Annotated in this window: 16 protein-coding genes; 11 read left to right on the forward strand and 5 right to left on the reverse strand. The window is 73.2% G+C overall.

What is annotated here, in order from left to right; genetic code table 11:
- Positions 1-87 precede the first annotated feature (87 nt).
- The 6 genes from infB (at position 88) to AB0947_RS17395 (ending at position 10,560) form a co-directional block, all read left to right on the forward strand.
- Positions 88-3,156 carry a translation initiation factor IF-2 gene (gene infB / locus AB0947_RS17370; protein ID WP_366751172.1) on the forward strand — a complete coding sequence of 1,023 codons (3,069 nt, stop codon included), beginning with the start codon at positions 88-90 and terminating at the stop codon, positions 3,154-3,156.
- Positions 3,157-3,352: 196 nt separating this feature from the next.
- Entirely contained in the window at positions 3,353-3,646 is a 294-nt protein-coding gene (locus AB0947_RS17375; RefSeq protein ID WP_366751173.1) for a DUF503 domain-containing protein, read from the forward strand.
- Positions 3,647-3,686: 40 nt separating this feature from the next.
- Positions 3,687-4,145, forward strand: a complete 459-nt coding sequence (gene rbfA / locus AB0947_RS17380; RefSeq protein WP_366751174.1) for a 30S ribosome-binding factor RbfA — start codon at positions 3,687-3,689, stop codon at positions 4,143-4,145.
- Positions 4,142-5,047, forward strand: a complete 906-nt coding sequence (truB, locus tag AB0947_RS17385) for a tRNA pseudouridine(55) synthase TruB (RefSeq protein WP_366751175.1) — start codon at positions 4,142-4,144, stop codon at positions 5,045-5,047. Before rbfA ends, truB begins: the two co-directional genes overlap by 4 nt.
- Positions 5,048-5,336: 289 nt before the next feature.
- Positions 5,337-9,482, forward strand: coding sequence for a trypsin-like peptidase domain-containing protein (locus AB0947_RS17390; RefSeq protein ID WP_366751176.1), 4,146 nt, complete (start codon positions 5,337-5,339; stop codon positions 9,480-9,482).
- A 130-nt stretch (positions 9,483-9,612) separates the two neighbouring features.
- Positions 9,613-10,560, forward strand: a complete 948-nt coding sequence (locus AB0947_RS17395) for a bifunctional riboflavin kinase/FAD synthetase (protein WP_366751177.1) — start codon at positions 9,613-9,615, stop codon at positions 10,558-10,560.
- Positions 10,561-10,648: 88 nt separating this feature from the next.
- Here the strand turns inward: AB0947_RS17395 and AB0947_RS17400 are convergent, their stop codons facing one another.
- From AB0947_RS17400 to eccE, 3 genes are all read right to left on the reverse strand, one after another.
- Entirely contained in the window at positions 10,649-14,449 is a 3,801-nt protein-coding gene (locus AB0947_RS17400; protein WP_366751178.1) for an SCO5717 family growth-regulating ATPase, read from the reverse strand.
- A gap of 301 nt (positions 14,450-14,750) precedes the next feature.
- On the reverse strand, positions 14,751-15,500 hold the full coding sequence (locus AB0947_RS17405; RefSeq protein ID WP_366751179.1) for a hypothetical protein: 750 nt from the start codon (positions 15,498-15,500) through the stop codon (positions 14,751-14,753).
- Positions 15,500-16,861, reverse strand: a complete 1,362-nt coding sequence (gene eccE / locus AB0947_RS17410; protein ID WP_366751180.1) for a type VII secretion protein EccE — start codon at positions 16,859-16,861, stop codon at positions 15,500-15,502. Before eccE ends, AB0947_RS17405 begins: the two co-directional genes overlap by 1 nt.
- Positions 16,862-17,068: 207 nt before the next feature.
- Between eccE and eccB the strand changes: the two genes are divergently transcribed.
- Positions 17,069-18,592 (forward strand): type VII secretion protein EccB, encoded by a 1,524-nt coding sequence (gene eccB / locus AB0947_RS17415; RefSeq protein ID WP_366751181.1) that lies wholly within the window; start codon positions 17,069-17,071, stop codon positions 18,590-18,592.
- A gap of 24 nt (positions 18,593-18,616) precedes the next feature.
- Positions 18,617-19,882 (forward strand): type VII secretion-associated serine protease mycosin, encoded by a 1,266-nt coding sequence (gene mycP / locus AB0947_RS17420; protein WP_366751182.1) that lies wholly within the window; start codon positions 18,617-18,619, stop codon positions 19,880-19,882.
- A gap of 107 nt (positions 19,883-19,989) precedes the next feature.
- Here mycP and AB0947_RS17425 read toward each other — a convergent pair whose 3' ends face one another.
- Both AB0947_RS17425 and AB0947_RS17430 read right to left on the reverse strand, forming a co-directional pair.
- Complete coding sequence (locus AB0947_RS17425; RefSeq protein WP_366751183.1) at positions 19,990-20,343, reverse strand: DUF4333 domain-containing protein; 354 nt, start codon at positions 20,341-20,343, stop codon at positions 19,990-19,992.
- Between the two features lie 117 nt (positions 20,344-20,460).
- Complete coding sequence (locus tag AB0947_RS17430; protein ID WP_366751184.1) at positions 20,461-21,081, reverse strand: hypothetical protein; 621 nt, start codon at positions 21,079-21,081, stop codon at positions 20,461-20,463.
- A gap of 113 nt (positions 21,082-21,194) precedes the next feature.
- On the opposite strand from AB0947_RS17430, the gene AB0947_RS17435 reads away from it, so the two are divergent.
- The 3 genes from AB0947_RS17435 to AB0947_RS17445 are packed head-to-tail and all read left to right on the forward strand — an operon-like array spanning position 21,195 to position 23,309.
- Entirely contained in the window at positions 21,195-21,506 is a 312-nt protein-coding gene (locus tag AB0947_RS17435) for a hypothetical protein (RefSeq protein WP_366751185.1), read from the forward strand.
- A gap of 18 nt (positions 21,507-21,524) precedes the next feature.
- Positions 21,525-22,766, forward strand: a complete 1,242-nt coding sequence (locus AB0947_RS17440; protein WP_366751186.1) for a putative T7SS-secreted protein — start codon at positions 21,525-21,527, stop codon at positions 22,764-22,766.
- Positions 22,767-22,802: 36 nt separating this feature from the next.
- Positions 22,803-23,309, forward strand: coding sequence for a hypothetical protein (locus AB0947_RS17445; protein WP_366751187.1), 507 nt, complete (start codon positions 22,803-22,805; stop codon positions 23,307-23,309).
- Positions 23,310-23,316: the final 7 nt, after the last annotated feature.

Consider the following 23,316-nt stretch of genomic DNA (forward strand, 5'->3'; position numbering starts at 1 on the left):
ATTGCGATGAGCACTCGATGAGTACGCGATGAGTACGCCCATGAACTAGCGACGGTCCGGCTTCAACCCGGACCTCAAAGGAGCGAAGTGGCTAAGGTCCGGGTCTACGAACTCGCCAAGGAGTTCGGTGTCGAGAGCAAGGTCGTCATGGCCAAGCTCCAGGAACTCGGTGAATTCGTCCGTTCGGCGTCTTCGACCATCGAAGCGCCGGTTGTACGCAAGCTGACCGACGCCTTCCAGGGCGGTGGCAACGGCAAGTCCGCCGGCAAGCCCGCCCCGCGCAAGGCTGCCCCCAGGCCCGCCGCGCCCTCTCCGGCGCAGGCGGCCCGTCCGGCTGCTCCGGCCCCGAGGCCGGCGGCCCCCAAGCCCGCGACGGCGCCCGCTGCCCAGCAGCCGGCCGCCCCGTCGGCCCCCTCGGCGCCCGCCCAGGCCCCGGGCCCGCGCCCGGTGCCGGGTCCCAAGCCCGCGCCGCGTCCGGCCCCGGCCGCCCCGGAGTTCACCGCTCCGCCGGCCCCGGCCGCGCAGACCCCGCAGGCTCCGGCCGCCCAGGGTCCGCGTCCCGGCGCCCGTCCCGGTGCCCCGAAGCCCGGTGGCGCCCGTCCGGCCCCCGGCCAGGGCCAGGGTGCCCGTCCGGGTCAGGGCGGTGGCCGCCCCGAGCGCCAGGCCGCGCGTCCCGGTGCCCGTCCGGCCGGTCCGCGTCCGGGCAACAACCCCTTCACCTCCGGCGGCAACGCCGGCATGGCCCGTCCGCAGGCCCCGCGCCCGCAGGGCGGTCCGCGTCCCGGCCCCGGCGGTGCCCCCGGCGCCGGTCCCCGTCCGCAGGCGCCCGGCGCCCAGGGCGGCGGTCCGCGTCCGCAGGCTCCGGGCGGTGCCCGTCCGTCGCCGGCCGGCATGCCCCGGCCGCAGGGCGGTCCGCGTCCCGGCCCGGCCGGTCCGCGTCCGAACCCCGGCATGATGCCGCAGCGTCCCGCTGCCGGCCCGCGTCCCGGCCCCGGTGGCGGTCGCGGCCCGGCCGGTGCCGGTCGTCCCGGTGGCGGCGGCGGCGGTCGTCCCGGTGGCGGCGGCTTCGCCGGCCGTCCCGGTGGTGGCGGTGGCGGCTTCGCCGGTCGTCCCGGTGGTCCCGGTGGCGGTGGCGGCGGCTTCGCCGGCCGTCCCGGTGGTCCCGGCGGTGGCGGCGGTGGCCGTCCCGGCTTCGGCGGCCGTCCCGGCGGTCCCGGTGGCCGTGGTGGCACGCAGGGCGCCTTCGGCCGTCCCGGCGGTCCGGCGCGTCGTGGCCGCAAGTCGAAGCGGCAGCGTCGCCAGGAGTACGAGGCCATGCAGGCCCCGAGCGTCGGCGGCGTGATGCTGCCGCGCGGCAACGGCGAGACCATCCGTCTCTCCCGCGGCGCGTCGCTCACCGACTTCGCGGAGAAGATCAACGCCAACCCGGCGTCCCTCGTCGCGGTCATGATGAACCTCGGCGAGATGGTCACCGCGACCCAGTCCGTCTCCGACGAGACCCTCCAGCTCCTCGCCGACGAGATGAACTACACGGTTCAGATCGTCAGCCCGGAGGAGGAGGACCGCGAGCTGCTCGAGTCCTTCGACATCGAGTTCGGCGAGGACGAGGGCTCCGACGAGGACCTGGTGGTCCGTCCGCCGGTCGTGACCGTCATGGGTCACGTCGACCACGGTAAGACCCGGCTGCTCGACGCCATCCGCAAGACGAACGTCATCGCGGGCGAGGCCGGCGGCATCACCCAGCACATCGGTGCCTACCAGGTCGCGACCGAGGTCAACGACGAAGAGCGCAAGATCACCTTCATCGACACCCCGGGTCACGAGGCGTTCACCGCCATGCGTGCCCGTGGTGCGAAGTCGACCGACATCGCGATCCTGGTCGTCGCGGCCAACGACGGCGTCATGCCGCAGACGGTCGAGGCGCTCAACCACGCCAAGGCGGCCGACGTGCCGATCGTCGTCGCGGTCAACAAGATCGACGTCGAGGGCGCGGACCCGACCAAGGTGCGCGGTCAGCTGACCGAGTACGGCCTGGTGGCCGAGGAGTACGGCGGCGACACCATGTTCGTCGACATCTCCGCCAAGCAGGGTCTGCACATCGACTCGCTGCTGGAGGCCGTGATCCTCACGGCGGACGCCTCGCTCGACCTGCGGGCCAACCCGAACCAGGACGCGCAGGGCATCTCGATCGAGTCCCGTCTCGACCGCGGCCGTGGTGCCGTGGCGACGGTCCTCGTCCAGCGAGGCACGCTGCGGGTCGGCGACACGATGGTCGTGGGCGACGCCTACGGCCGTGTGCGCGCCATGCTCGACGACAACGGCAACAACGTCGCCGAGGCCGGCCCCTCGACGCCGGTGCAGGTCCTGGGCCTGACCAACGTCCCGGGTGCGGGCGACAACTTCCTGGTGGTCGACGAGGACCGTACGGCCCGTCAGATCGCCGAGAAGCGCGCCGCCCGCGAGCGCAACGCGGCCTTCGCCAAGCGCACGCGCCGCGTCTCGCTGGAGGACCTGGACAAGGTGCTCAAGGCCGGCGAGGTCCAGCAGCTGAACCTGATCATCAAGGGTGACGCTTCCGGTTCGGTCGAGGCCCTGGAGTCCTCCCTGCTCCAGCTGGACGTCGGCGAAGAGGTCGACATCCGCGTCCTGCACCGCGGCGTCGGTGCGGTCACGGAGTCCGACATCGACCTGGCGATGGGCTCGGACGCCATCGTGATCGGCTTCAACGTCCGCGCGGCCGGCCGCGCGGCGCAGATGGCCGAGCGCGAGGGCGTGGACGTCCGGTACTACTCGGTCATCTACCAGGCGATCGAGGAGATCGAGGCGGCCCTCAAGGGCATGCTCAAGCCGGAGTACGAAGAGGTCGAGCTCGGTACGGCGGAGATCCGCGAGGTCTTCCGCTCGTCCAAGCTGGGCAACATCGCGGGTGTCCTCATCCGCTCCGGCGAGGTCAAGCGCAACACCAAGGCGCGCCTCATCCGCGACGGCAAGGTCATCGCGGAGAACCTCAACATCGAGGGACTGCGTCGCTTCAAGGACGACGTCACCGAGATCCGCGAAGGCTACGAGGGTGGTATCAACCTCGGAAACTTCAACGACATCAAGGTCGACGACGTCATCGCGACGTACGAGATGCGGGAGAAGCCGCGGGCGTAACGCCTGGGGTTCGCGCTGGCCGGCGGGACTGCGGTCCCGTCGGCCAGCGCGCCGTTTTGCGCCGGGCGCCCGTCCGGCCGGCCGCACCGAAAGCCTGTCGAGCCACCGGCGGGTACGCGGTACGGTTCTTGATGTCCCCGGCCCACACGGACCCGGGGCCACCGATCCCGTACCGGCGGGTGAACCGGTTGCACACATGTACGTGGGGACTCTGTCCTTCGACCTCCTCCTCGGCGACGTCCACTCGCTGAAGGAGAAGCGCTCCGTCGTCCGCCCGATCGTCGCCGAACTCCAGCGGAAGTACGCCGTGAGCGCGGCCGAGGTGGACCACATGAACCTCCACCGGCGGGCGGTCATCGGCCTCGCCGCGGTCTCCGGCGACGTGGCGCACCTCACCGACGTCCTGGACCGGTGCGAGCGGCTGGTCGCCGGCCGCCCCGAGGTGGAACTGCTGTCCGTGCGACGGCGCATCCACGGCGACGACGACTGACCACGAAACGCAAGCAAGAGAAAGAACGGGAGACGGACCAGTGGCCGACAACGCGCGGGCTAAAAGGCTGGCGGACCTCATCCGGGAGGTGGTGGCCCAGAAGCTGCAGCGCGGGATCAAGGACCCGCGGCTCGGCTCACACGTCACCATCACGGACACCCGGGTCACGGGTGACCTCCGGGAGGCGACCGTCTTCTACACGGTCTACGGCGACGAGGAGGAGCGCAAGGCGGCGGCCGCCGGCCTGGAGAGCGCCAAGGGCATCCTGCGCTCCGAGGTGGGCCGCGCGGCCGGGGTGAAGTTCACGCCCACCCTGACCTTCGTCGCGGACGCCCTGCCGGACACCGCCCGGACCATCGAGGACCTCCTCGACAAGGCCCGGCAGTCCGACGAGAAGGTGCGCGAGGCGGCCACGGGCGCCGCGTACGCCGGCGGCGCCGACCCGTACCGCAAGCCGGCGGACGACGACACCGACACGGACGGCGACGCCACCGAATGACCCCGAAGCACACCACGCCCGACGGCCTCGTCATCGTCGACAAGCCGTCGGGCTTCACTTCGCACGACGTGGTCGCCAAGATGCGCGGGATCGCCAGGACCCGCCGCGTCGGCCACGCCGGCACCCTCGACCCGATGGCGACCGGCGTCCTGGTCCTCGGCGTCGAGCGCGCCACCAAGCTCCTCGGGCACCTCGCGCTCACCGAGAAGGAGTACCTGGGCACGGTCCGCCTGGGCCAGAACACCCTCACCGACGACGCCGAGGGCGAGATCACCTCGTCCACCGACGCCTCCAAGGTGACCCGGGACGCCATCGACGCGGGCATCGCCAAGCTGACCGGCGAGATCATGCAGGTGCCGTCCAAGGTCAGCGCCATCAAGATCGACGGCGTACGGTCCTACAAGCGGGCCCGTGAAGGCGAGGACTTCGAGATCCCCGCCCGGCCGGTGACCATCTCCTCCTTCGCGGTGTACGACGTCCGGGACGCGGTCGCCGAGGACGGCACGCCCGTGCTCGACCTGGTGGTGTCGGTGGTCTGCTCCTCCGGCACCTACATCCGCGCCCTCGCCCGCGACCTGGGCGCCGACCTCGGTGTCGGCGGCCACCTCACCGCGCTGCGCCGCACCCGCGTCGGCCCGTACCGGCTGGACGCGGCGAGGACACTGGACCAGCTCCAGCAGGAGCTGACCGTGATGCCGATCGCCGAGGCCGCCACCGCCGCGTTCCCGCGCTGGGAGGTCGACGCCAAGCGGTCCCGGCTGCTGCTGAACGGCGTCCGGCTGGAGATCCCCGACGAGTACGCCGGAGCCGGTCCCGTCGCCGTGTTCGACCCCGACGGCCGTTTCCTCGCGCTGGTCGAGGAGGACCGGGGGAAGGCGAAGAGCCTGGCCGTGTTCGGCTGAGGCGCCGGCGTCCGAGCCCCGGGTCCCGGGCCGTCCGCCGTGGAGCGGCCGTCTGCCGTGGAGCGGCGGCTGGCCACACGGGGTCGGTCTTGCCGCCGCTCCACGGTCCCCCTCGGTTCCCCCACCCCTAGGGATATCCAGCGACATCCGCCTATTCACCCGTCCGGGCAGGCGCTCGGAGTGAACCGGGGGAGCGGAAGGGGGCGCGTTCCCCGCGCGATCTTTCCGGCCGATCATCCCGCGCCTACCGTCGGAACCAGGGCACGGGGACGGGCGGGGAGGTACGAGCATGACGGAACGGGGCCCGCGGAGCGGAAGCGGGCGCCGGGGGGACGGGAGCGAGGAGCGGCCGTCCGAGCAGCGCGCGGAGGGGGACCGCGCGGGCGGGGACGGCGCGTACGGGGACTGCGCGGGCGGTGCGCCGGGTGCGGGTCCGGATGACCGGGCCGCCGCCCTCGTCCGCATCCGGGACCTGGCAGGGCGCCCGCGCGGACTCGGCTTCCTCGCCGATCACCAGGGCACCCTGCTCACCAGCCACGAGGCTGTCGACGGCCTGCCCCGGCTGGTGCTGCACGCCGGTGGGGACCGTACCTGCGTGGTCGGCCCCGACGCGGTCACCGCACTGCCCGGTCTCGACCTCGCCCTGGTGCGCACCGAGGGCCTCGGTGTGGAGCCGCTGCCGCTGACCGTGCGGGAGCGCATCGACGCCGGCACCTACGTGCAGGTCGCCGCCGGCTGCTGGCGCGAGGCGCGGGTGCTGGCCGCCACGCAGGTGACGTGCACCGCCACGGACCGCTTCCACCTCCTGGACGACGCGCTGGAACTAGCCATCGGCACGGCCGGCCGGGACGCGCTGCGGCTGGGCGGCGGCGCGGCCGGCGGACCGGTGCTCGACGCACGCACCGGCGCGGTCGTCGGCGTCCTCGGCACCGCCCTGCACAGCGCCCAGCGCGACGCGGGCTTCGCGGTGCCGCTGCGGCCGCTCGACGGCGCCCTCGCCGACCTGCTCGCCCGCAACGCGGCCACCGTGCCCGCGTACGGCGCCGACCTCAACCTCGCCGGCATCCTCCAGCTGACCACGGCCTCGGCCGGATACGACGGCCCTCCGGGCGCCGTCGAGCCGGTCGAACGCCCCGGCGTCGCCCGCGAGCTGGCCGCCTTCACCACGGGCGACCGGCCCGTGCTCGGCCTCGTCGGCGCGCCGGGCTGCGGGCGTACGACAGAACTCGCGGCGCTCACCGCCCGCCGTGCCCGGGGTGAGCGGCCGGCCCCCACGCTCTGGCTGCGCGGTGCCGACCTGAGGGACACGGACGACTCGGTGGCCGGCGCGGCCCGCCGCACCCTGGCGCGAGCCGCACGGGTCGTCGCCGCGTCCCGTTCCGGCCGGCCCGACGACCTGGGCGACGTCACGCCCGAACGCGTGGCCCGCCTCGCCGCCCGGGCCGGCCGTCCGCTGCTGCTCCTCCTGGACTGCCCCGAGGAGATGCCCCCCGCCCTCGCCGACCGCCTGTCCGCCTGGGCCCGGACCACGGCCACCTGGCTGACCGGGACGGGAACCCGGCTGGTGGTGGCCTGCCGGGAGGAACACTGGGAACGCACCGGCCGGGCCTTCCCGCCGGACGTCCTCCACGTGCCGGGCGACCCGGGGGAGCGGGATCACAAGGGTGCGGCGGAGAACGGTGAGCCGCCGGGCACGCAGCCCGGAACCGGGCCGGACCGTGCGCCGGCCGCGGACTGTGCCGGAGCGGAGGGCGCGTCGGCTGGGCCCGCGGTCGAGGCGGGCGGTGCCGGTGCGGGGTGTGCGTCGACCGGCTCCGTGGCTGAGGCGGACGGTGCTGGCGCGAGGCGCGGCCCGGCTGGGCCCGCCGCCCTGGCGTGTGGCGGTGAGCCGCTGCGCGGCGCACCGGCCGGTCCTCCGGCCGCGCCCACGGGTTCAGCCGGACCGGCCGAGCCGCCGTATGGTCTCGCCGGTCGCCTGCCCTCGCCCGGTGCCTCCACCGACGGCGGCGAACCGCGGGTGCCCCTGCCCCGGTTCGCCTTCTCGGCGGGCGGTCCCGAGCCCCATCACACCCCGGTCCGCCTCACCTCCCCTGCGGGCAGCCCCGAGCCGGACCTCCCCCCGGGTCACCTCGGCTCCCCGTCCGACAGCCCCGCACCGGACCGTCCTGCCCGCACCTCCGAGCCTCCGCCCCAGGCCCGCCCCGTACCCACCGAGCCGCCCCCCGGCGAAGCCCCCCACCCCCCAGCCACCGATCCCCTTCCGCCCTGTCTGCGGATCGGGGACTTCTCGTTCGGGGAGGCGCGGTGGGCTCGGGCGCGGTACGGGATCCCGGAGGGCGTGCTCGGTGAGCGGGACGCGCGGCATCCGCTCGCGCTGCGGCTGTTGTCCGAGGTCCGGGCCGCCGTACCCGACGCACCGGTCGCCGGGCCCGTCGACCGGCACGACGTGTTCGCCGCCTACCTCGATCTGATGTGCCTGCGCGTCGCGGTCCGCCTCGCCGCCGCCGGCGGTCCGCGCGGCACGGCCCTGCGGCGGCTCGCGGCCCGGGTGGCCGGGCAGGTGCACGAGGCCGCCCGGCGCAGTCTCGGACCGGGGCAGGGGGAGCTGGACCGGGAGTCGTTCGAGGCGCTGTTCCCCCGGGGCCCCGCCCCGGCCCGGCTCGGCGGCGGCACCGGCTGGGCGTCCGCCGTGCTGGCCGAGGGCCTCCTCGTGCCGGCCGGTACCGGCTACCGCTTCGCCCACGAGGAGCTGGCCGACTGGATCCAGGGCACGCACCTGGACCTGGACGCGGCACTGCCGGCCCTGGTGCACCGCGTCGGCGAGCCGGGCGCGGCCCGCCCGGTTCCGGTGCCGCACCACCGCGTCGGCCCCGTCGTCCAGGCGCTGCTGCTCCTCGCCCGCCAGCAGGGTCCCGGGCAACTCGCCCTCCGCCTGCGGGAGATGGTGGACGCGCTGGACCGTGACACCGGCTCCTGGTGGGCCGCGCGGCTGCTCGCCCGGACCCTGTTCCAGGTCCCGGACGCGACGCCGTACACCGAGGTGCTGCGCCTGCTCGCGGACCGTGTCGTCGCCTGGCACGGTGACGGGCGGCCCGTGCCGGCCGACTTCCGCCCCGCCTTCTGGACCGGCCTGCCCCTCCCCGGCACCGAGCGCGTGGACCTGCTGCGCCGCCTCGTCCTGGCGGACCCGGCGCCGCCCGCCGCCGGCGACCGGTACCTGGACGCCGCCGCCGGACTGCTAGCCGCCGCACCCGCCGTCGTACAGCCCCTGCTCACCCAGTGGTTCACGGACGAGCGGCCGCTGCCCGCGACCCCGCACGCCACCGTGGCCACCGCCGCACAGGCGCTGCTGCACACCCACCGGCACGGTGCCCTGGACGACCTCACCGAGGTGCTGGTGGCCAGCGCGCACCGACGTGCCGACGAACTGCTCGCCGTCCTCGCCGAGGAGGAACCGTCGGCCCTGTGCCGGGCGGTGGACCGCTGGGCGCACGACGAGCGCCCCGCCCGCCGGGTCGCGGCCGTGGCCTTCGCCTTGCGCGCGGCCCCCCACGCCCGCTCGGACGCCGACCGCGAGCTGCTGCGCTACGCCGCCCTCACCCTGCTCGCCCGCCCCGCCGACCGCGGCCTGCACGGCGCCGCGCTGGCCCTGCTGGTCCGCGATCCGCGCACCCGGGACCGGCACCTGCCCGCGGCCCTGCGCCACTTCACCGACGGCGACCCGCAGTTCCCGCCCAGCGCCCTCGTCCCGGCCCTCGCCACGCACCCGGAACCGGTCCTGGAGGCCTTCCGCGCCCGCCTGTGCGCTCCGGGCGCCGGTGGTCCGGACACCGGAGCGGTCCTGCGCGGTCTCACCCAGGTCCCCACCGCGGCCCTGGCCCGCCGGGTCGCCGTCCTCGTCCGGGAGGCGCTGCTGCGGCGCCCGGAGACCGCCGGACCCGTCGCCGGACAGATCGCCGTCCAGGTCGAGCGCCGCCTCGAACAGGGCCCCACCGCCCGCCCGGTCCTGCTGCCCCTCGTCACCGGCCTGCTCGACGGCGGCCCGGAACCGCTCCGGGCGGCCCTCGCCACCGTCCTCGCCGCCCCCGGCACCCCCGCCTCCCACCCGCTCCGTCGCGAGCTGCTGGAGGCCCTGCTCGCCCGGGAGGAGGACCCGTCCGTCCTGCTCGCCGTCCTGTACGCGGCCACGGAACACGGCGGCCGGGCGGAGGAGGCCCGCGGCCTGGTCCACCGCACCGGCCTGCTCCTCGTCCGCACACCCGAGGGAGCCACCCGTTTCGACCGCGCCCTGGTCGACATCGGCCGGCACGTGCCCGGCTTCGCCGCCCGCATGGCACGCTGGCTGACCGAGGCCCCGGACGACTGGGCGGCCGTGGTCGGCCCCAGCGCCCGCCGCACGATCGAGACCCTGTCGGGCATACGCGTACCGGCCTGAGCGGCGGCGGGAGCGTGCGCCCCGTCACAGCCCCCATGCCGATGCTGGCGAGATGCACCCGGCATGGCACCCTTAGACCTGCACGACGAGGTCAAGGTAGACACGGACAAGGGTTCGAGGAGCGGTCACAGTGCAGCGCTGGCGTGGCTTGGAGGACATTCCCCAGGACTGGGGGCGCAGCGTCGTCACCATCGGTTCCTACGACGGCGTCCACCGCGGCCACCAGCTGATCATCAAGCACGCCGTCGACCGGGCCCGCGAGCTCGGCGTCCCCGCCGTCATGGTCACCTTCGACCCGCACCCCAGCGAGGTCGTCCGCCCGGGCAGCCACCCGCCCCTGCTCGCCCCGCACCACCGCCGTGCGGAACTGATGGCCGAGCTGGGCGTCGACGCGTGCCTCATCCTGCCCTTCACCACCGAGTTCTCCAAGCTCTCGCCCGCCGACTTCGTGGTGAAGGTCCTGGTGGACAAGCTGCACGCCAAGGCGGTCGTGGAGGGCCCGAACTTCCGCTTCGGCCACAAGGCGGCCGGCAACGTCGAGTTCCTCATCGAGCAGGGCAAGATCTACGACTTCGACGTCGAGGTCGTCGACCTGTACGTCACCGGTGAGGCGGGCGGCGGCGAACCGTTCTCCTCCACGCTGACCCGCCGCCTGGTCGCCGAGGGCGACGTCGCGGGCGCCCGCGAGATCCTCGGCCGCCCGCACCGCGTGGAGGGCGTCGTCGTCCGCGGCGCCCAGCGCGGCCGGGAACTGGGCTTCCCGACGGCCAACGTCGAGACGCTCCCGCACACCGCCATCCCGGCCGACGGCGTGTACGCCGGGTATCTGCACGCGCAGGGCGAGGCCATGCCGGCCGCGATCTCCGTCGGCACGAACCCGCAGTTCGACGGCACCGAGCGCACGGTGGAGGCGTACGCGATCGACCGCGTCGGCCTCGATCTGTACGGCCTGCACGTCGCGGTCGACTTCCTCGCTTATGTGCGCGGGCAGGCGAAGTTCGACTCGCTGGAGGCCCTGCTGGAGCAGATGGCCGCGGATGTGAAGCGGTGCCGGGAGATCGTGGCGGCCCAGGAGTAGCCGCTGCGGCGGGAGTCCTTCGGCGGGCCTCGTCACACGAGAAGGGCGGCCGGTGCGGTGAGCACCGGCCGCCCTCTTTTCGCGGCCCTTACTGCTGGGGCGGGGCCGGGGGCGCCTGCGGAGGCTGCTGCGCCTGCTGCCCCGGCTGGGGCTGCGGTTCCGGCTGCGGCTGTGACGGCGGCTGGGGCTGCGGCTGCGGCTGTCCGGCCTGCGGGTAACCCGGCTGCTGCGGCGCCCCCGGATAGGGCTGCGGCTGGCCCGGCTGGGGCGGGTACGGCTGCTGCGCCGGAGCGTACGGCTGGCCTGCGGGCGGGCCGTACGGCTGACCGGGGGCCGGGGCGTACGGCTGGCCTGCGGCCGGGGGATACGGCTGGCCGGGGGCCTGGGGGTACGGCTGCCCGGCGCCGTACAGCTGTTCCGGCGTGGGCTGACCCGGCAGCGGCTGTCCGGGCATGGGCTGTCCGGGCATGGGCTGGCCCGGCATGGGCGCTCCCGGCATGGGTGCTGCCGGCATCGGCCCTCCCGGCATGGGCGGGGCGGCCACCGGGGGCGGGTTGCCGTCGCTCGTCCACAGGCCGTGTGCCTGCTGGTGGCGGGTGAAGTCCTCGGCGACCAGCGCGGCGAGGTTGAAGTACGCCTCGCGCGTCTTCGGCCGCATCATGTCCAGGTCGACCTCGGCGCCGGCCGCCAGGTGCTCGTCGAACGGCACGACGACGACCCCGCGGGTGCGGGTCTGGAAGTGCGCCACGATGTCCTCGACCTTGATCATCTTGCCGGTCTCGCGCACCCCGGAGATGACGGTGAGGGACCGGGAGACCAGGTCGGAGTAGCCGTGCGCGGACAGCCAGTCCAGCGTCGTACTGGCGCTGCTGGCGCCGTCCACCGACGGCGTGGAGATGATGATGAGCTGGTCGGCGAGGTCGAGCACCCCGCGCATGGCGCTGTACAGCAGTCCGGTGCCCGAGTCGGTCAGGATGACCGGGTACTGCCGGCCGAGCACGTCGATCGCGCGCCGGTAGTCCTCGTCGTTGAACGTGGTCGAGACGGCCGGGTCCACGTCGTTGGCGATGATCTCCAGACCCGAGGGCGCCTGGGAGGTGAACCGCCGGATGTCCATGTACGAGTTCAGGTACGGGATGGCCTGGACGAGGTCACGGATGGTGGCCCCGGTCTCCCGGCGCACCCGCCGCCCGAGCGTACCGGCGTCCGGGTTGGCGTCGATGGCGAGGATCTTGTCCTGCCGCTCGGTGGCGAGGGTGGAGCCGAGCGCGGTGGTGGTCGTGGTCTTTCCGACGCCGCCCTTGAGGCTGATGACCGCGATCCGGTAGCAGGACAGCACCGGCGTACGGATCAGCTCCAGCTTGCGCTGCCGCTCGGCCTCCTCCTTCTTGCCCCCGAGCTTGAACCGGCCGCCCGCCGCCGCGGGCCGCCCGCTCTTCGCCTTCTGCCTCCTGTTGTTGAGCAGCCGGTCCGAGGACAGCTCCACGGCGGCGGTGTAACCCAGCGGCGCGGCACCGGGGTTGGTCGGCTGCCGCTGATCGTGCTGAACGGGCTGCGGCCACGAGGCGCCGGAGCGGGGGTCGACCGGGGCGTGCGGGGCCTGCGGGGCGCCGGGGGTGCCGTCCGGGTTCTGGGGCGGCTGCGGGAAGCCGTAACCGTCCAACTGGGCCTGGGGGTTGGGAGTCCCCGGCGGCGGGAAACCGTAGCCGCCGGACTGCGCCGGGGGGTTGGGCACGCCCGGCTGCGGGAAGCCGTAACCGCTCGGCGGGGTGGGGCCGTTGGGGTGTGGCTGGGGCGCAGGGGGCTGCGGGAAGCCGTAACCGTTGGACTGGCCAGGCGGATTGCCGGCGCCGGGCTGGGCCGGCGGGTTGGGAACGCCGGGCGCGGGGGCGCCGGGCTGGGGGAAGCCGTAGCCGCTCGGGGGCGTGGGGCCGGGAGTCGGGCCGTCGGGGACCGGGGCGCCGGCTGCGCCCGGCTGGCCCGGTCGCTGGGCGGGGTCGGCCTGGTCCGCGGTGTGGTTCGGCTGGTTCCACGCGGCGGGCGCGGGCTGCGGGGCCTGCGGGTGGAACGGCGGCTGCTGACCGGGTGCGCCGGCGGGGCCCTGCGGGCCGGTCGGTTGCGGCTGCTGACCGGGCATCGGACCGGGCTGCTGCGGGGCGGCACCCGGCTGCTGCCCGGGCTGCGCGGGCCACTGGCCGGCGGCGGCGGGGGCGGCCGGCTGGTACGACGGCGGCAGCGGGGGCACCCCGCCCTGCGACGCGGCCGGCGTCCAGCCGGGCTGGACGCCCGGCGGGGCCGGGGGAGCGGGGGGTACGGCGCCGTAGGGGGCACCGGGAACGCCGGGGGCGGGCTGAGCCGCGTGGGGCTGGGCGCCGGGGGCGGGCTGAGCCGCGTGGGGCTGGGCGCCGGGGGCGGGCTGAGCCGCGTGGGGCTGGGCGCCGGGAAGGCCGGCGTTCGGCTGGGGGAAGCCGTATTCGCCGGGCCGGCCGGGGACAGGCTGGGGCGCGTCGGCCTGCGGAGCGCCGGGTCCGGGGGTACCGGGCTGGGCGGCGCCGGCCTGCTGGGCCGGGCTGTCGGAGGCACCGTGGTCCGCAGCCTCACCACCCGATAGGGCGCCGTCTTCCGCCGCACCCGCCTGTGGCGCACCGCCCGGGGCCGTCAAGTCCGCTGCCCCGGCGGTCGAGGGCTCCGGCACGTCGGACCGCGCCGAGTCGGCGGTGCCCTCGGAGGCCGGGGCAGGACGCACGGCGTCGACCGCGCCCTCGTCGGCACCACCCTGCTCGGTGCGCTCCTCCTCGGAGCCGTCCTTCTCACTGGCGGTCAGCTCACCGGCGGCCTGCTCGGCCACGCCCTCTTCCGCCCCGGCCTTCGCATCGGCGGCGATTGCGTCGGACGCGGAACCCCCGGAAACGGCGGCCTCCGCCACCGAACCGTCCCGCGCGGCAACCTCGCCACCGGACTCCTCGGCGCCGTCCTGGCCACCGGACGTCCCGGCACGGCCGACGTCGCCCTCGGCATCGACGGCCCGGTTGGTGCGGGCGGCACCGGGAGCACCCTCGGAACTGCCGGAACCGTCAGCACCAGCGGCCCCTTCGACACCAGCGGTGTCCTCCGAACTACCGGAACCCTCCGAACTACTCACACTCGCCGCACCGTTGGCGCCCTCGGTACCGGAGGAACCCTCACTCACGGCCCCGGCCGGCTCTCCGGCGGCGCCGGCCCGCTCGGTGATCTCCGCCATCTGCCGCTTCAGGGCGACGGCGGAGAACCGCATGGTCGCCCCGCTCTCCAGATCCCCGTTGTCGGTCTCCGGCTCGACCACGCCGGAAGCGGCCGACGCCGAGGCCTCCGGCTGGGCGGGCTGGGCCGGCTGCGGCTCGAAGCCCTCGGGCAGCCGCGGCATCGGGACGGGATCACCGGTCGGCGGCGCGGGCTGCGCGGGCCCGGCCGGGTGAGCGTGGGCGGCGCCCTGCGGCGGAGTGAACGAGGCGTCCTGCGCCGGACCGTAGGGAGCCCCCTCCGTCGGACGGTGCGAGGCCCCCTGCCCCGGAATGAACGGCGTCCCCTGCGGCGGAGTACCCACCGGCGGGGTGGCCGGCGGTGTCGGTGTCGGACCCGGAACCGGCGTGCCCGTGGGGAACGGCAGCCCAGGAGCCGCCGGAGTGACCGGCTCACCGGTGGCCGCGGACCCGGTGGACGCGGCGAAACCGCCCGCACCGCCCACGCCACCGGTACCCGTACCGCCCGCTCCGGACGCATTCTGCGTGTACCAGGCGGGGGGAGCGTAGTCGATGGTGAACTCACCGGTGGTCTCGACGGCCTCCGCGTCGGGCTGGTCATCGCCGGGTGTGTCCCAGCCCCCGCGCATCCCGTCCCGATCGCTGCTCACAGTTCCTCCTGGTGTGGTCGAGCACCCTCATGCCGTGCCGTGGCGACCATGTCGTGTCGTACCGAGTCGTCCGTAGTCGTTCGGGGCGGTCCGAAGCACCGGCTCTCCCCCGGGGACACCGACGCCGGTTCACGGGTCCTGCCATCGCGCCCGCTCCCAGCCTAATCACCAGGAGCCACCCCTCGGCAGGGCCGCCCGCCCCTCCGTGCCCGCGCACCAGGTCACGGCACGCGCGCAGACACCCGCCCGCGCCGCGCGACCGCGTACGACACCCTGAACAAAAGGGCGGGAAAAGGGCAGTTCAGTCCATCCGTCGGGGCGTGCCCAACAATCCGATCTCGGCGTCGGTGGGTTGCGTCAGGACGTACTGCCGGTCGCGGTCGGTACACCACAGGGTGACGCCGTCGGGCAGCCCCGGCAGGGACTCCACCTCGGTCCGCGACAACCCCATCGTGCGCCCCAATTCGGCCGCCTCGTCCGGCGAGACCCGCTGGATACCGGCGAGCCGCGCCTGTCGCAGCAGCCGGGGCGCGACGGGACTGAGGTACGGCAGCAGGGTCAGCACCGACTGCCAGGGCCCGGACACCACCCGGCCGCGCGGGGGCCGCATACCGCAGTCCCGCACCACCAGCACCGGCGTACCGGCGGAGGCACCCTGCGGCGGCACCCGCCCGACGTCGTACACGGACAACCCGTTCTGCCCACCGCCCATGGCATGCACCATCTGCATCCATGCCTGCGGCCGCCCGGTCTCCACCGCGACCCGGGCACCGGTGGCGGCGGAGCGCAGAGCCATGACCTGCGCGGTCCACAGGCCGCCGATGAGCACGATGTCGTACGGCGTGGGGCGGTTCACCCCGAGGATGGCGGGCCGCCCCTCGTTGTTGACGCCGACCACCACACCGTCGTCACCGATGGGCAGCGTCAGCGCGTCCGCCTGCTCCACGGGCAGGGTGTGCCGCGGGTGACGGGGACCGAGCAGGCCGAAGCCGGTGCGCAGCCGCTCACCGAGGCCCGGACCGGACGGGGTGGATGGGGTCGTCGTGGTCATCAGCGGGCACCTCCGAGCGGCAGCGTGGCCAGAACGCCGGGGAGTTGTTCCCGGTCCAGGCGCGCCAGCCCGGTGCGTGCCTGCTGTGCCGCACGTTCCAGATCGCGTCGCGCGTCGGTCAGTTCCTGCTTGCTGCGGCCGGTGATCCGCACGTGGCCGGTGACGGACACGTCCTGTTGCGCGCCCTTGGCCAGCGTCAGGCTGAAGGTCGTCGCGAGCGCCGGCACCGCGGTCAGCTGTGCCACCAGCTGGGCCAGCGAGCCCCCGGAGCCGCCGAGCTGGGGCCAGCGCCGCACCCAGTAGGTGGTGTGCCGGCGGTTGTCGCAGCGCCAGCTTCGGCTGGACTCCTCGGTCCGCCGCTGTGGCGCCTCGCCCCGGCCGGCCTGGGCGGTCACCATCGGGTTGGCACACGCCGAAGTGGCGATGGCGGCCGTCAGCTCCTCCTCGGTGAGCACGTTCGCCCGGAACCCGGCGCCGGTCAGCCGGCTCGACAGGTGTTCGGCCGAGCGTGCCAGGCACTTCTGCGCCCCCAGCAGCCCGCCGCCGCGCGCGGCCACCGCCTCCGGGCACAGCTCGGGGTCGAGCTTCAGCGCGATCCAGGTGATGCGGACCGCGGGGGAGCCGGTCTGGGCCTGCAACGGCGCGTAGTTGCTGACGACGACGGACTGCTGGGGCAGGTGCAGCGCGGGCGCGGGCTGGGTGTGCACCACGATCTGCGCCGACTCCAACTGGATGCCGTCGACTTCGAGGACGTCCCGGACCAGGGCCATCGGCAGCGGTCGCCTCCCGTGCTCCGCGCGGAGCGCGTCGACGTCCGACTCCACCTGGAGCACCGCGGTCAGGAAGCCGCCGTCGCCCACCATGCCGATCGGCCGCTGATCGCGGTCGTCACCGCGGTTGAAGCTGTACGTGCGCAGGGTCGGGTCGCACTCCACGGCGGGCGCGAGACCGGAGTCGGTCCCCGGCGCCACCGGAGTGCTCGTGGCCCGCCGTATGCGGGCACGCATCGCCAGCAGGGTGCCGAGCCATTCCGGCAGGGAACGTCCCCGGCGTCGCACGACGGCGAGGACCACGAGCACCACGCAGACGGGGGCGACGGCGATCAGCGCGATTGTCCCGATCAGCCAGCCGCACAGCGCGAGCGCGCCCGTGATCTCCAGCAGCACCAGCCGCTGCACCGCGAACGAACCGCCACGGCCCGATCGGGATGCCAGACGAGGCGCGAAGGCGCCCTGGTAGGACGTGGGTGCCTGCGAGGCGCCACCCCGCTCGGAGGAAGAGCCGAGGGCACCCGACCGGCGTGCGCCGCCCGATCGTGCCCTCGATTGCGATCGCGACCGGATCCGCGTTGCGGAAGCCACCACTTCAAAACCCCCGAACTCTCCCGAAAGACCGTGCGCTCCGGTCCCTTCAAGCTCTGAGCACCCTACCCGTGCCACCAGCACGTCCCCGTAACAGGCATAGTAGGGGCCGGGTCTGACAGTCGAGTCACCAGAGGCAAACCGAGGACGGGGGACGGATCTTCACAGGTCCCCCACGGCTCCGCAACGGGGAGAGAGCGGACACAGATGGCATCACGGCGGGACGAACTCAACGCCTACACCTTCGCGAAGCGCCGCACGCTCGCGTCCTTCCTGCAGCCTTCCCCCTCCGGCTCTGAGGAGGGCGCTCCCAAGCCGCTGGGCGCGCTGGTCCCCGGCGTCGTCGTCGGTGTCGTGATCCTCGCGGTTTTCGGCGCGATCGGCATGTTCAGCCCGACGGCTCCCAAGGGCTGGGACACCCCCGAGGAACACGTCATCGTCGCCAGCAAGTCGACCACCCGGTACGTCGTCCTGAAGACGGGCAAGCAGAAGCAGCTCCACCCCGTCCTCAACATGGCCTCGGCCAAGTTGCTCCTGGACCCCGGCAAGGCCAGCGTCATCACCGTCGACGAGACGATCCTGGACAGCGGCAAGCCTCCGCACGGCGCCACCATCGGCATCCCGTACGCCCCCGACCGCCTGCCCTCCCCGGACGAGGCCGGGGCCGCCAAGCGCTGGGCGGTCTGCGAGCGCCCCGCCGACGGCGGCCGGGCCATCCAGAAGGCGGCGTTCGTCCTCGCGAAGAAGGAGTGGTCCAAGACGGAGGGGCCCGACAGGCTCACCCGCGGTGACCTGATGTACGTCGTCGGTCCGGACGGCAAGACCCAGTACGTCGTCGACGCACGGGGCACGGCGTACAAGCTCGCCGACCCGGGCGACAAGGAACTCCTCAAAGCCCTCGACACCCGGGGCCGTGCCCCGCAGCGCGTCTCCCAGGAATGGCTCGACACCCTCCACAAGGGCACCCCGATCAGCATCCCGCCGATCAAGGGCACACCCGGCGCGAAGGCCGACGCCGGCATCATGCCCGCGCAGTACGACAAGGTAGGCGAGGTCATCAAGGCCTACGACGGACAGGTGTTGCGGTACTACGTCGTCCTGCGGGGCGAGGTGGCCCGTATCTCCGAGTTCACCGCCACGCTCCTGCTCAACAGCGGTCAGCTCGTCGGCGTCGGCCAGGCCGGTGAGGCACAGCAGGTGAGCCCCGGCGCGGTCGCCGACAGCACGGCCTTCGACGCGGACAAGCACTGGCCGACGTACAAGCCCAGGACGGTGAACGACGGCTCCAGCGCCACCAGTGGCCGCAACACGGTCTGCAACGTGCTGCGTTCGGTCGGCGCCAAGGGAGTGACGACCCTGTCCACCTGGGTCGGCAAGGACTTCCCGGCGCAACTGCCCACGGGTTCCTCCAGCGCCTACGTCACCGCTGGTTCCGGTCAGCTCTACCGTCAGTTCCAGGGCACGGAGACCGCGGCCGGCGGCGTCTTCCTGGTCACCGACACGGGCCTGCGCTACGCCCTGCAGTCCAACAGCGACAGCGCCACCGACGACAAGGGCATCGGCACCTCCGCCAAGAAGCGCAAGGAGGAACTGGCCGAGGCGAGGATCGCCCAGACCCGCCTCGGTTACGAGAGACTGACGCCCACGCCCATCCCGCTCACGTGGTCGACGTTCCTGCCGACGGGCCCGCGCCTGTCGGAGGCGGCGGCGCGTCAGCCGCAGGGTTCGTAGCGGCGCGCGGAGGAGGACGGACTCATGCTGAAGGCAAGGATGTCGGCAGCCGCGAGCCGAGCGGCGGTCGTGGCCGCGACGGTGGCCCTCACCGCGTCCGCCACGGTGCTCGCCCTGCCCGCTTCCCCGGCTCGTGCGGACGACGGCCAGTGCACGTTCCCCTCGAAGCCGTACGCGGGCCGGCCGTGGGCGCTCCAACGCGTCAACCTGGACGAGCTGTGGGCGCGGTCCACGGGCAAGGGCGTACAGGTGGCCGTGATCGACACGGGTGTGGACGTGAAGAACCCGCAGCTCACCAAGGCCGTTGACGCGTCCAGGGGCAGGAACCTGCTACCCGACAAGAACCGCAAGGGCGAGAAGATAGACCGCGGCAACAAGTCGGGCACCACCGACACGGTCGGCCACGGCACGCGCGTGGCAGGCATCATCGCGGCCCGCCCTGCGAAGGGCACGGGCTTCGTGGGCCTGGCGCCGGACGCCACGATCATCCCGATCAAGCAGAACGACGCCGAGGGGGACGGCACAGCCGACTCACTGGCCCTGGCGATCACGTACGCGGTCCAGGCGGGCGCCGACGTCATCAACATCTCCCAGGACACGGCCGAGGCGCTCAACCCGAAGACTTCGAAGCTGAAGGACGCCGTCGACTACGCCCTGAACCGGAAGGTCGTCGTGGTGGCCTCCGCCGGCAACGACGGCCTGGGCGGCAACGTCAAGGTCACGTACCCGGCGTCATACGAAGGAGTGCTGGCGGTGGCGGCCTCCGACCGCAACAACGAACGCGCCGCCTTCTCACAGTCGGGGGACTTCGTGGGGGTCGCGGCTCCCGGCGTCGACATGATCTCCACGGTCCCGGGCAAGGGCCACTGCTCGGACAACGGTACGAGCTTCTCGGCGCCCTATGTCGCGGGCGTGGCCGCCCTGCTGAAGTCCAAGTACCCCGACTGGACGGCCCAGCAGGTCGTCGCCCAGATCGAACAGACCGCGGAACGCTCGATCCCCGGACGTGACCGGCTGGTGGGCTGGGGCGTGGTGGACCCCGTGAAGGCACTCACGGAGGTGGACCCGGCGCACCCCGTCGAGTCCCCGAAACCCGAGAACGGCATGGCCAGGGGAGAGGCTCCGTCGGTCACGCCCCTGCACTTCGGTGAGACGGCGGAGGAACGCGACAGCCGTTTGGCGACGTACACGGTCGTGGGAGGCCTGGTGCTGGTGGCAGGCCTGGCGGGTACGGCGGTGGCGGTCCGGGACGCGCGCCGCAGACGCGGTGGCCGCCCGCGCACCTCCTGACAGCGGCTCTCGGCGCCGTTGGAGACGGAGACATGGTGCGGCGGCGGTGCCTCGGGAGGCACCGCCGCCGCACGTCGTACCACGGTGTTCGCTCTGAAGCGCCCGCGTCAGCTCGCCGGCGGGGAGGCCTTGTCGTCGGCCTTGATGTCGAAGCCGATCTGGCTCCCCTTCACGGAGGAGACGGTCACGGTCACGCCCAGCGTGCTGCCGTCGTCGGCGGTGAGCGTGCAACGGGTGGTGGCGCCGACCTTGCCTGTGAGGTCCTCCGGACAGGTGATGTCCGGCTTCGGCCGACCCGTCTGGGCCGCGAGCTTCCCGGACACCGTGTCGGCCAGCTTGCCGGCGGAGATCTTAGGTTCGGACTTCTCCACGGTGACCGATCCCGAACAGCCGACGAGCAGCACACCGGCGGCCACAGCCGAAAGACTCCATGCTGCCGCGGACGCGCGGGCTATCACCATAAGGGGCTCCATTCCGGGTGCAGGACGAGAGAACGGCGGAATCATACTGGCACCCGGAAAGCTTCATGAATCCTCCACTCCCCTTGCTCGGCCCTTCACTTGGTCTGCCGGAAATCATCACCGGGAAACTAGTGCGCGGTCGAGAACATCGCACAGGTAATTGAGCCTCGGCAGGACGTCTTCTTCTCGGAGCCGACCCTTGGTCCACGTGATGAGTTCACCCCTGTCGAATCGCAGCGGCCTTTCGGCGTCCGCTGCGCGGAGCGCGGGACGCGGGGCGGTGTCCGGGGCGGTGGCCGAGAAGACGCCGTAGTACGACGTCTTCGTGAGGGAGCGCCCGGGGCCCGCCGACTGGACGGTCCGCACATCGCGGTACTCGAAGCAGCGAATGCTGCGGCCTCGATGCCGGCCGTCGACGCAGTTCCAGGCGCTCAGTCCCGACGACACGTCAGGAAAGGGAGCTGCGCCCTCGTAGCGATCGGCGCCTCCGGCGACCCGCGCCCGGTACGTCCACCCCCGCCGCTGCGCGAGGGAGACGAGGGCGGACGCCTCGTCGTCGCCGAGGGAGTCCTCCTGGGCGTCGGACCAGCTCGCCCAGACGATCCCACCGAAAGCGCCGCCGAAGAGAACGAAGACACCTGCGGCGGCCAGGAGAAAGTAACGACGTGGTATCTCCCGGTCGTTGACGATGACCACGTCGCGTCGTTTCGCCGGATGCGGCAGGTCCTCGAAGTTCATCGCTGAGTTCGCCTTCTGATGCTCGTGAGTGCCGATGCTACACTTCGCGCGCCGATCACTGCGTACGCCAATAGCCAGCGTTTCGGCAGGAGTTGAAGATGGGGAGGACGGCCATGGGTGACCCGGATCTGGGTGCGGATTCACAGATTCTCAAAAAGGGCGCCAAAGACGTCACCGAGGCCCTGCGCCCGACCGAGGGTTTCGACTTGGAGGAGTCGGCAGGACGGAGTTCGTCCTTCGGGCATTCGTCGGCGTCCTCGTCGTTCGTGGCGTTCTGCGCGACCTGGCAGGCGGGCGCGCAGCTCCTCAGTGGCAGCACGGCCCGGCGTGCGGCCGGGCTGATCTCGGCATCGGGCACCTTGACGGACACGGACGGTCAGGTCCGGGACGCGGCCAACTCCGTCAAGACGAACCAGGGCAAGTAAGGCAAGAGCGGGGAAGCAGTGGCAGCCGCACTCGGGTCGACGAAGGACCCCAAGGAGCTCATTCCTGGTGACGTACACGCGTTGACCGAGCTCGCAGACACCATGCAGCACTGGTCCGACAAGTTCGACAAGGTCGGGTCCAATCTGCGGGACGTGAAGGTCCCCGGCTGGCACGGAGAGGCCAGCGACGCGTTCTGGAGGAGCCTGGACGGCGAGAAGGGCAAGTGGTACATCGCCTCCGACCACATGGCAGGTGCGGCCGGTGCCATCAAGTCGTACACCAGCGTGCTCCACTGGGCACAGGGACAGGCGGCCGACGCGATAGAGAAGTGGGACAAGGGCGACCACGCGGGAGCACAGCAGGTCCTCGGCACCGCGCGCACCCAGCTGGAACACGAGGCCGGAACGCTGTCGTCCAAGCTGGAGAAGCTGTCCGGCGGCGCCAAGGACAGCCCGAGCTGGCTGACCCAGGCGCGACAGCTCGCCAAGGAGCTCGGGCTCGGCCAGACCACCGTCAAAGAAGACGAGCTGTGGCAGTACGGCAACAACCCTGCCGACAAGCGGAAGCGGCAATGGGGCTACCAGGCCCCCAACGCCACGTCGGAGGATCCCGACGCGCCGAAGAAGGTCAGCTGGTCGGTGAAGATCGCCGAGTTCAGCGGTGGCTCCAATGTCTGGTCGGCGGACGCCAAGGGCGAGACCACGGTCGGCGGCGTCAAGCTGTCCGGCAACGCGGGCGTCTCGCTGCTCGGCTATGACGCCTCCGCGGTCGCCGGCGTCACCGACGGGAACCTGGAGGTGAAGGGGACGGCCAGCCTGTACCTCGCCAAGGCCGAGGTCGGCGGCAGGGCCGAGTACGGGATTCTCGGTCTCCAGGCCCAGGGCGGCGCCTTGGTGGGGGCCAACGCCGAAGCGAAGGCCACCATAGGCAAGGACGGCCTGCACGGGGGCGCGGAGGCTTTCGCCGGCGCGAAGGCCGAAGGGTCGGCCGCCGCTGACGTGGGCGGTGTCGGTGCCGGTGTGACCGGCGAGGCATGGGCCGGCGCGGGGGCCTCCGCCAGCGCCGACGTCGGCAAGGGGGACGACGGCAAGTACCACGTCGGCGGTGAGGTCGGTGTCGGACTCGGACTCGGTGGGAAGGTGGGCTTCCAGGTCACCGTCGATCCGGGTGAAGTCGTCGACACGGTCGGTGACGCGGCGGACGCGATCGGCGATGCCGCAGGCTCGGCGTACGACCACACGCTCGGCAAGTGGTTCTAGGCCGGCGATGAAGCTCAGCAAGGAAGTGGGTTCACGATGACGGGCACACTGCCGGTCAAGATCTCGTTCTCGTTGCCGGACGGCTGGCGGTCGGCGCCGCCGGACGAGGTGGGGGCGCCCGATGCGGCCTTCGTCGCGCTGCACCCCGCCTCCATCGACGGGTTCACGGCGAACATCACCATCGCCGGCGGGATGCGCAACGACAGCGCCACCATGCGGCAGATCGCCGACGAGTCCGTACGGCGGCTCGGGCAGGCCGGCGCCGTGCAAGTCACCAAGCAGGAAGAGGTCGGGACCCCCGACATCCCGGGGCTGACCGACTCACCAGGCATCGTCCAGAACCTGCGCCTGTCGACCACCCTGCACGGAGAACCGCTCGAACTGGTGCAGAGCCAGGTCTACCTCGGCCTGGAGGACGTGGACCGTCCGTCACAGCGGGCCGTGATCGAGCTGGTGCTCACGGCGAAGCCGGAACAGATGGCGGCGGTGCTGGACGACTTCAAGCAGTTCGTCCGCTCGGTACGGGCGGACCAAGCCGCCTGACCCCGGG

Origin of the sequence: Streptomyces sp. NPDC047841 (assembly GCF_040704085.1) — a bacterium.
GTDB classification, from domain to species: domain Bacteria; phylum Actinomycetota; class Actinomycetes; order Streptomycetales; family Streptomycetaceae; genus Streptomyces; species Streptomyces argyrophylli.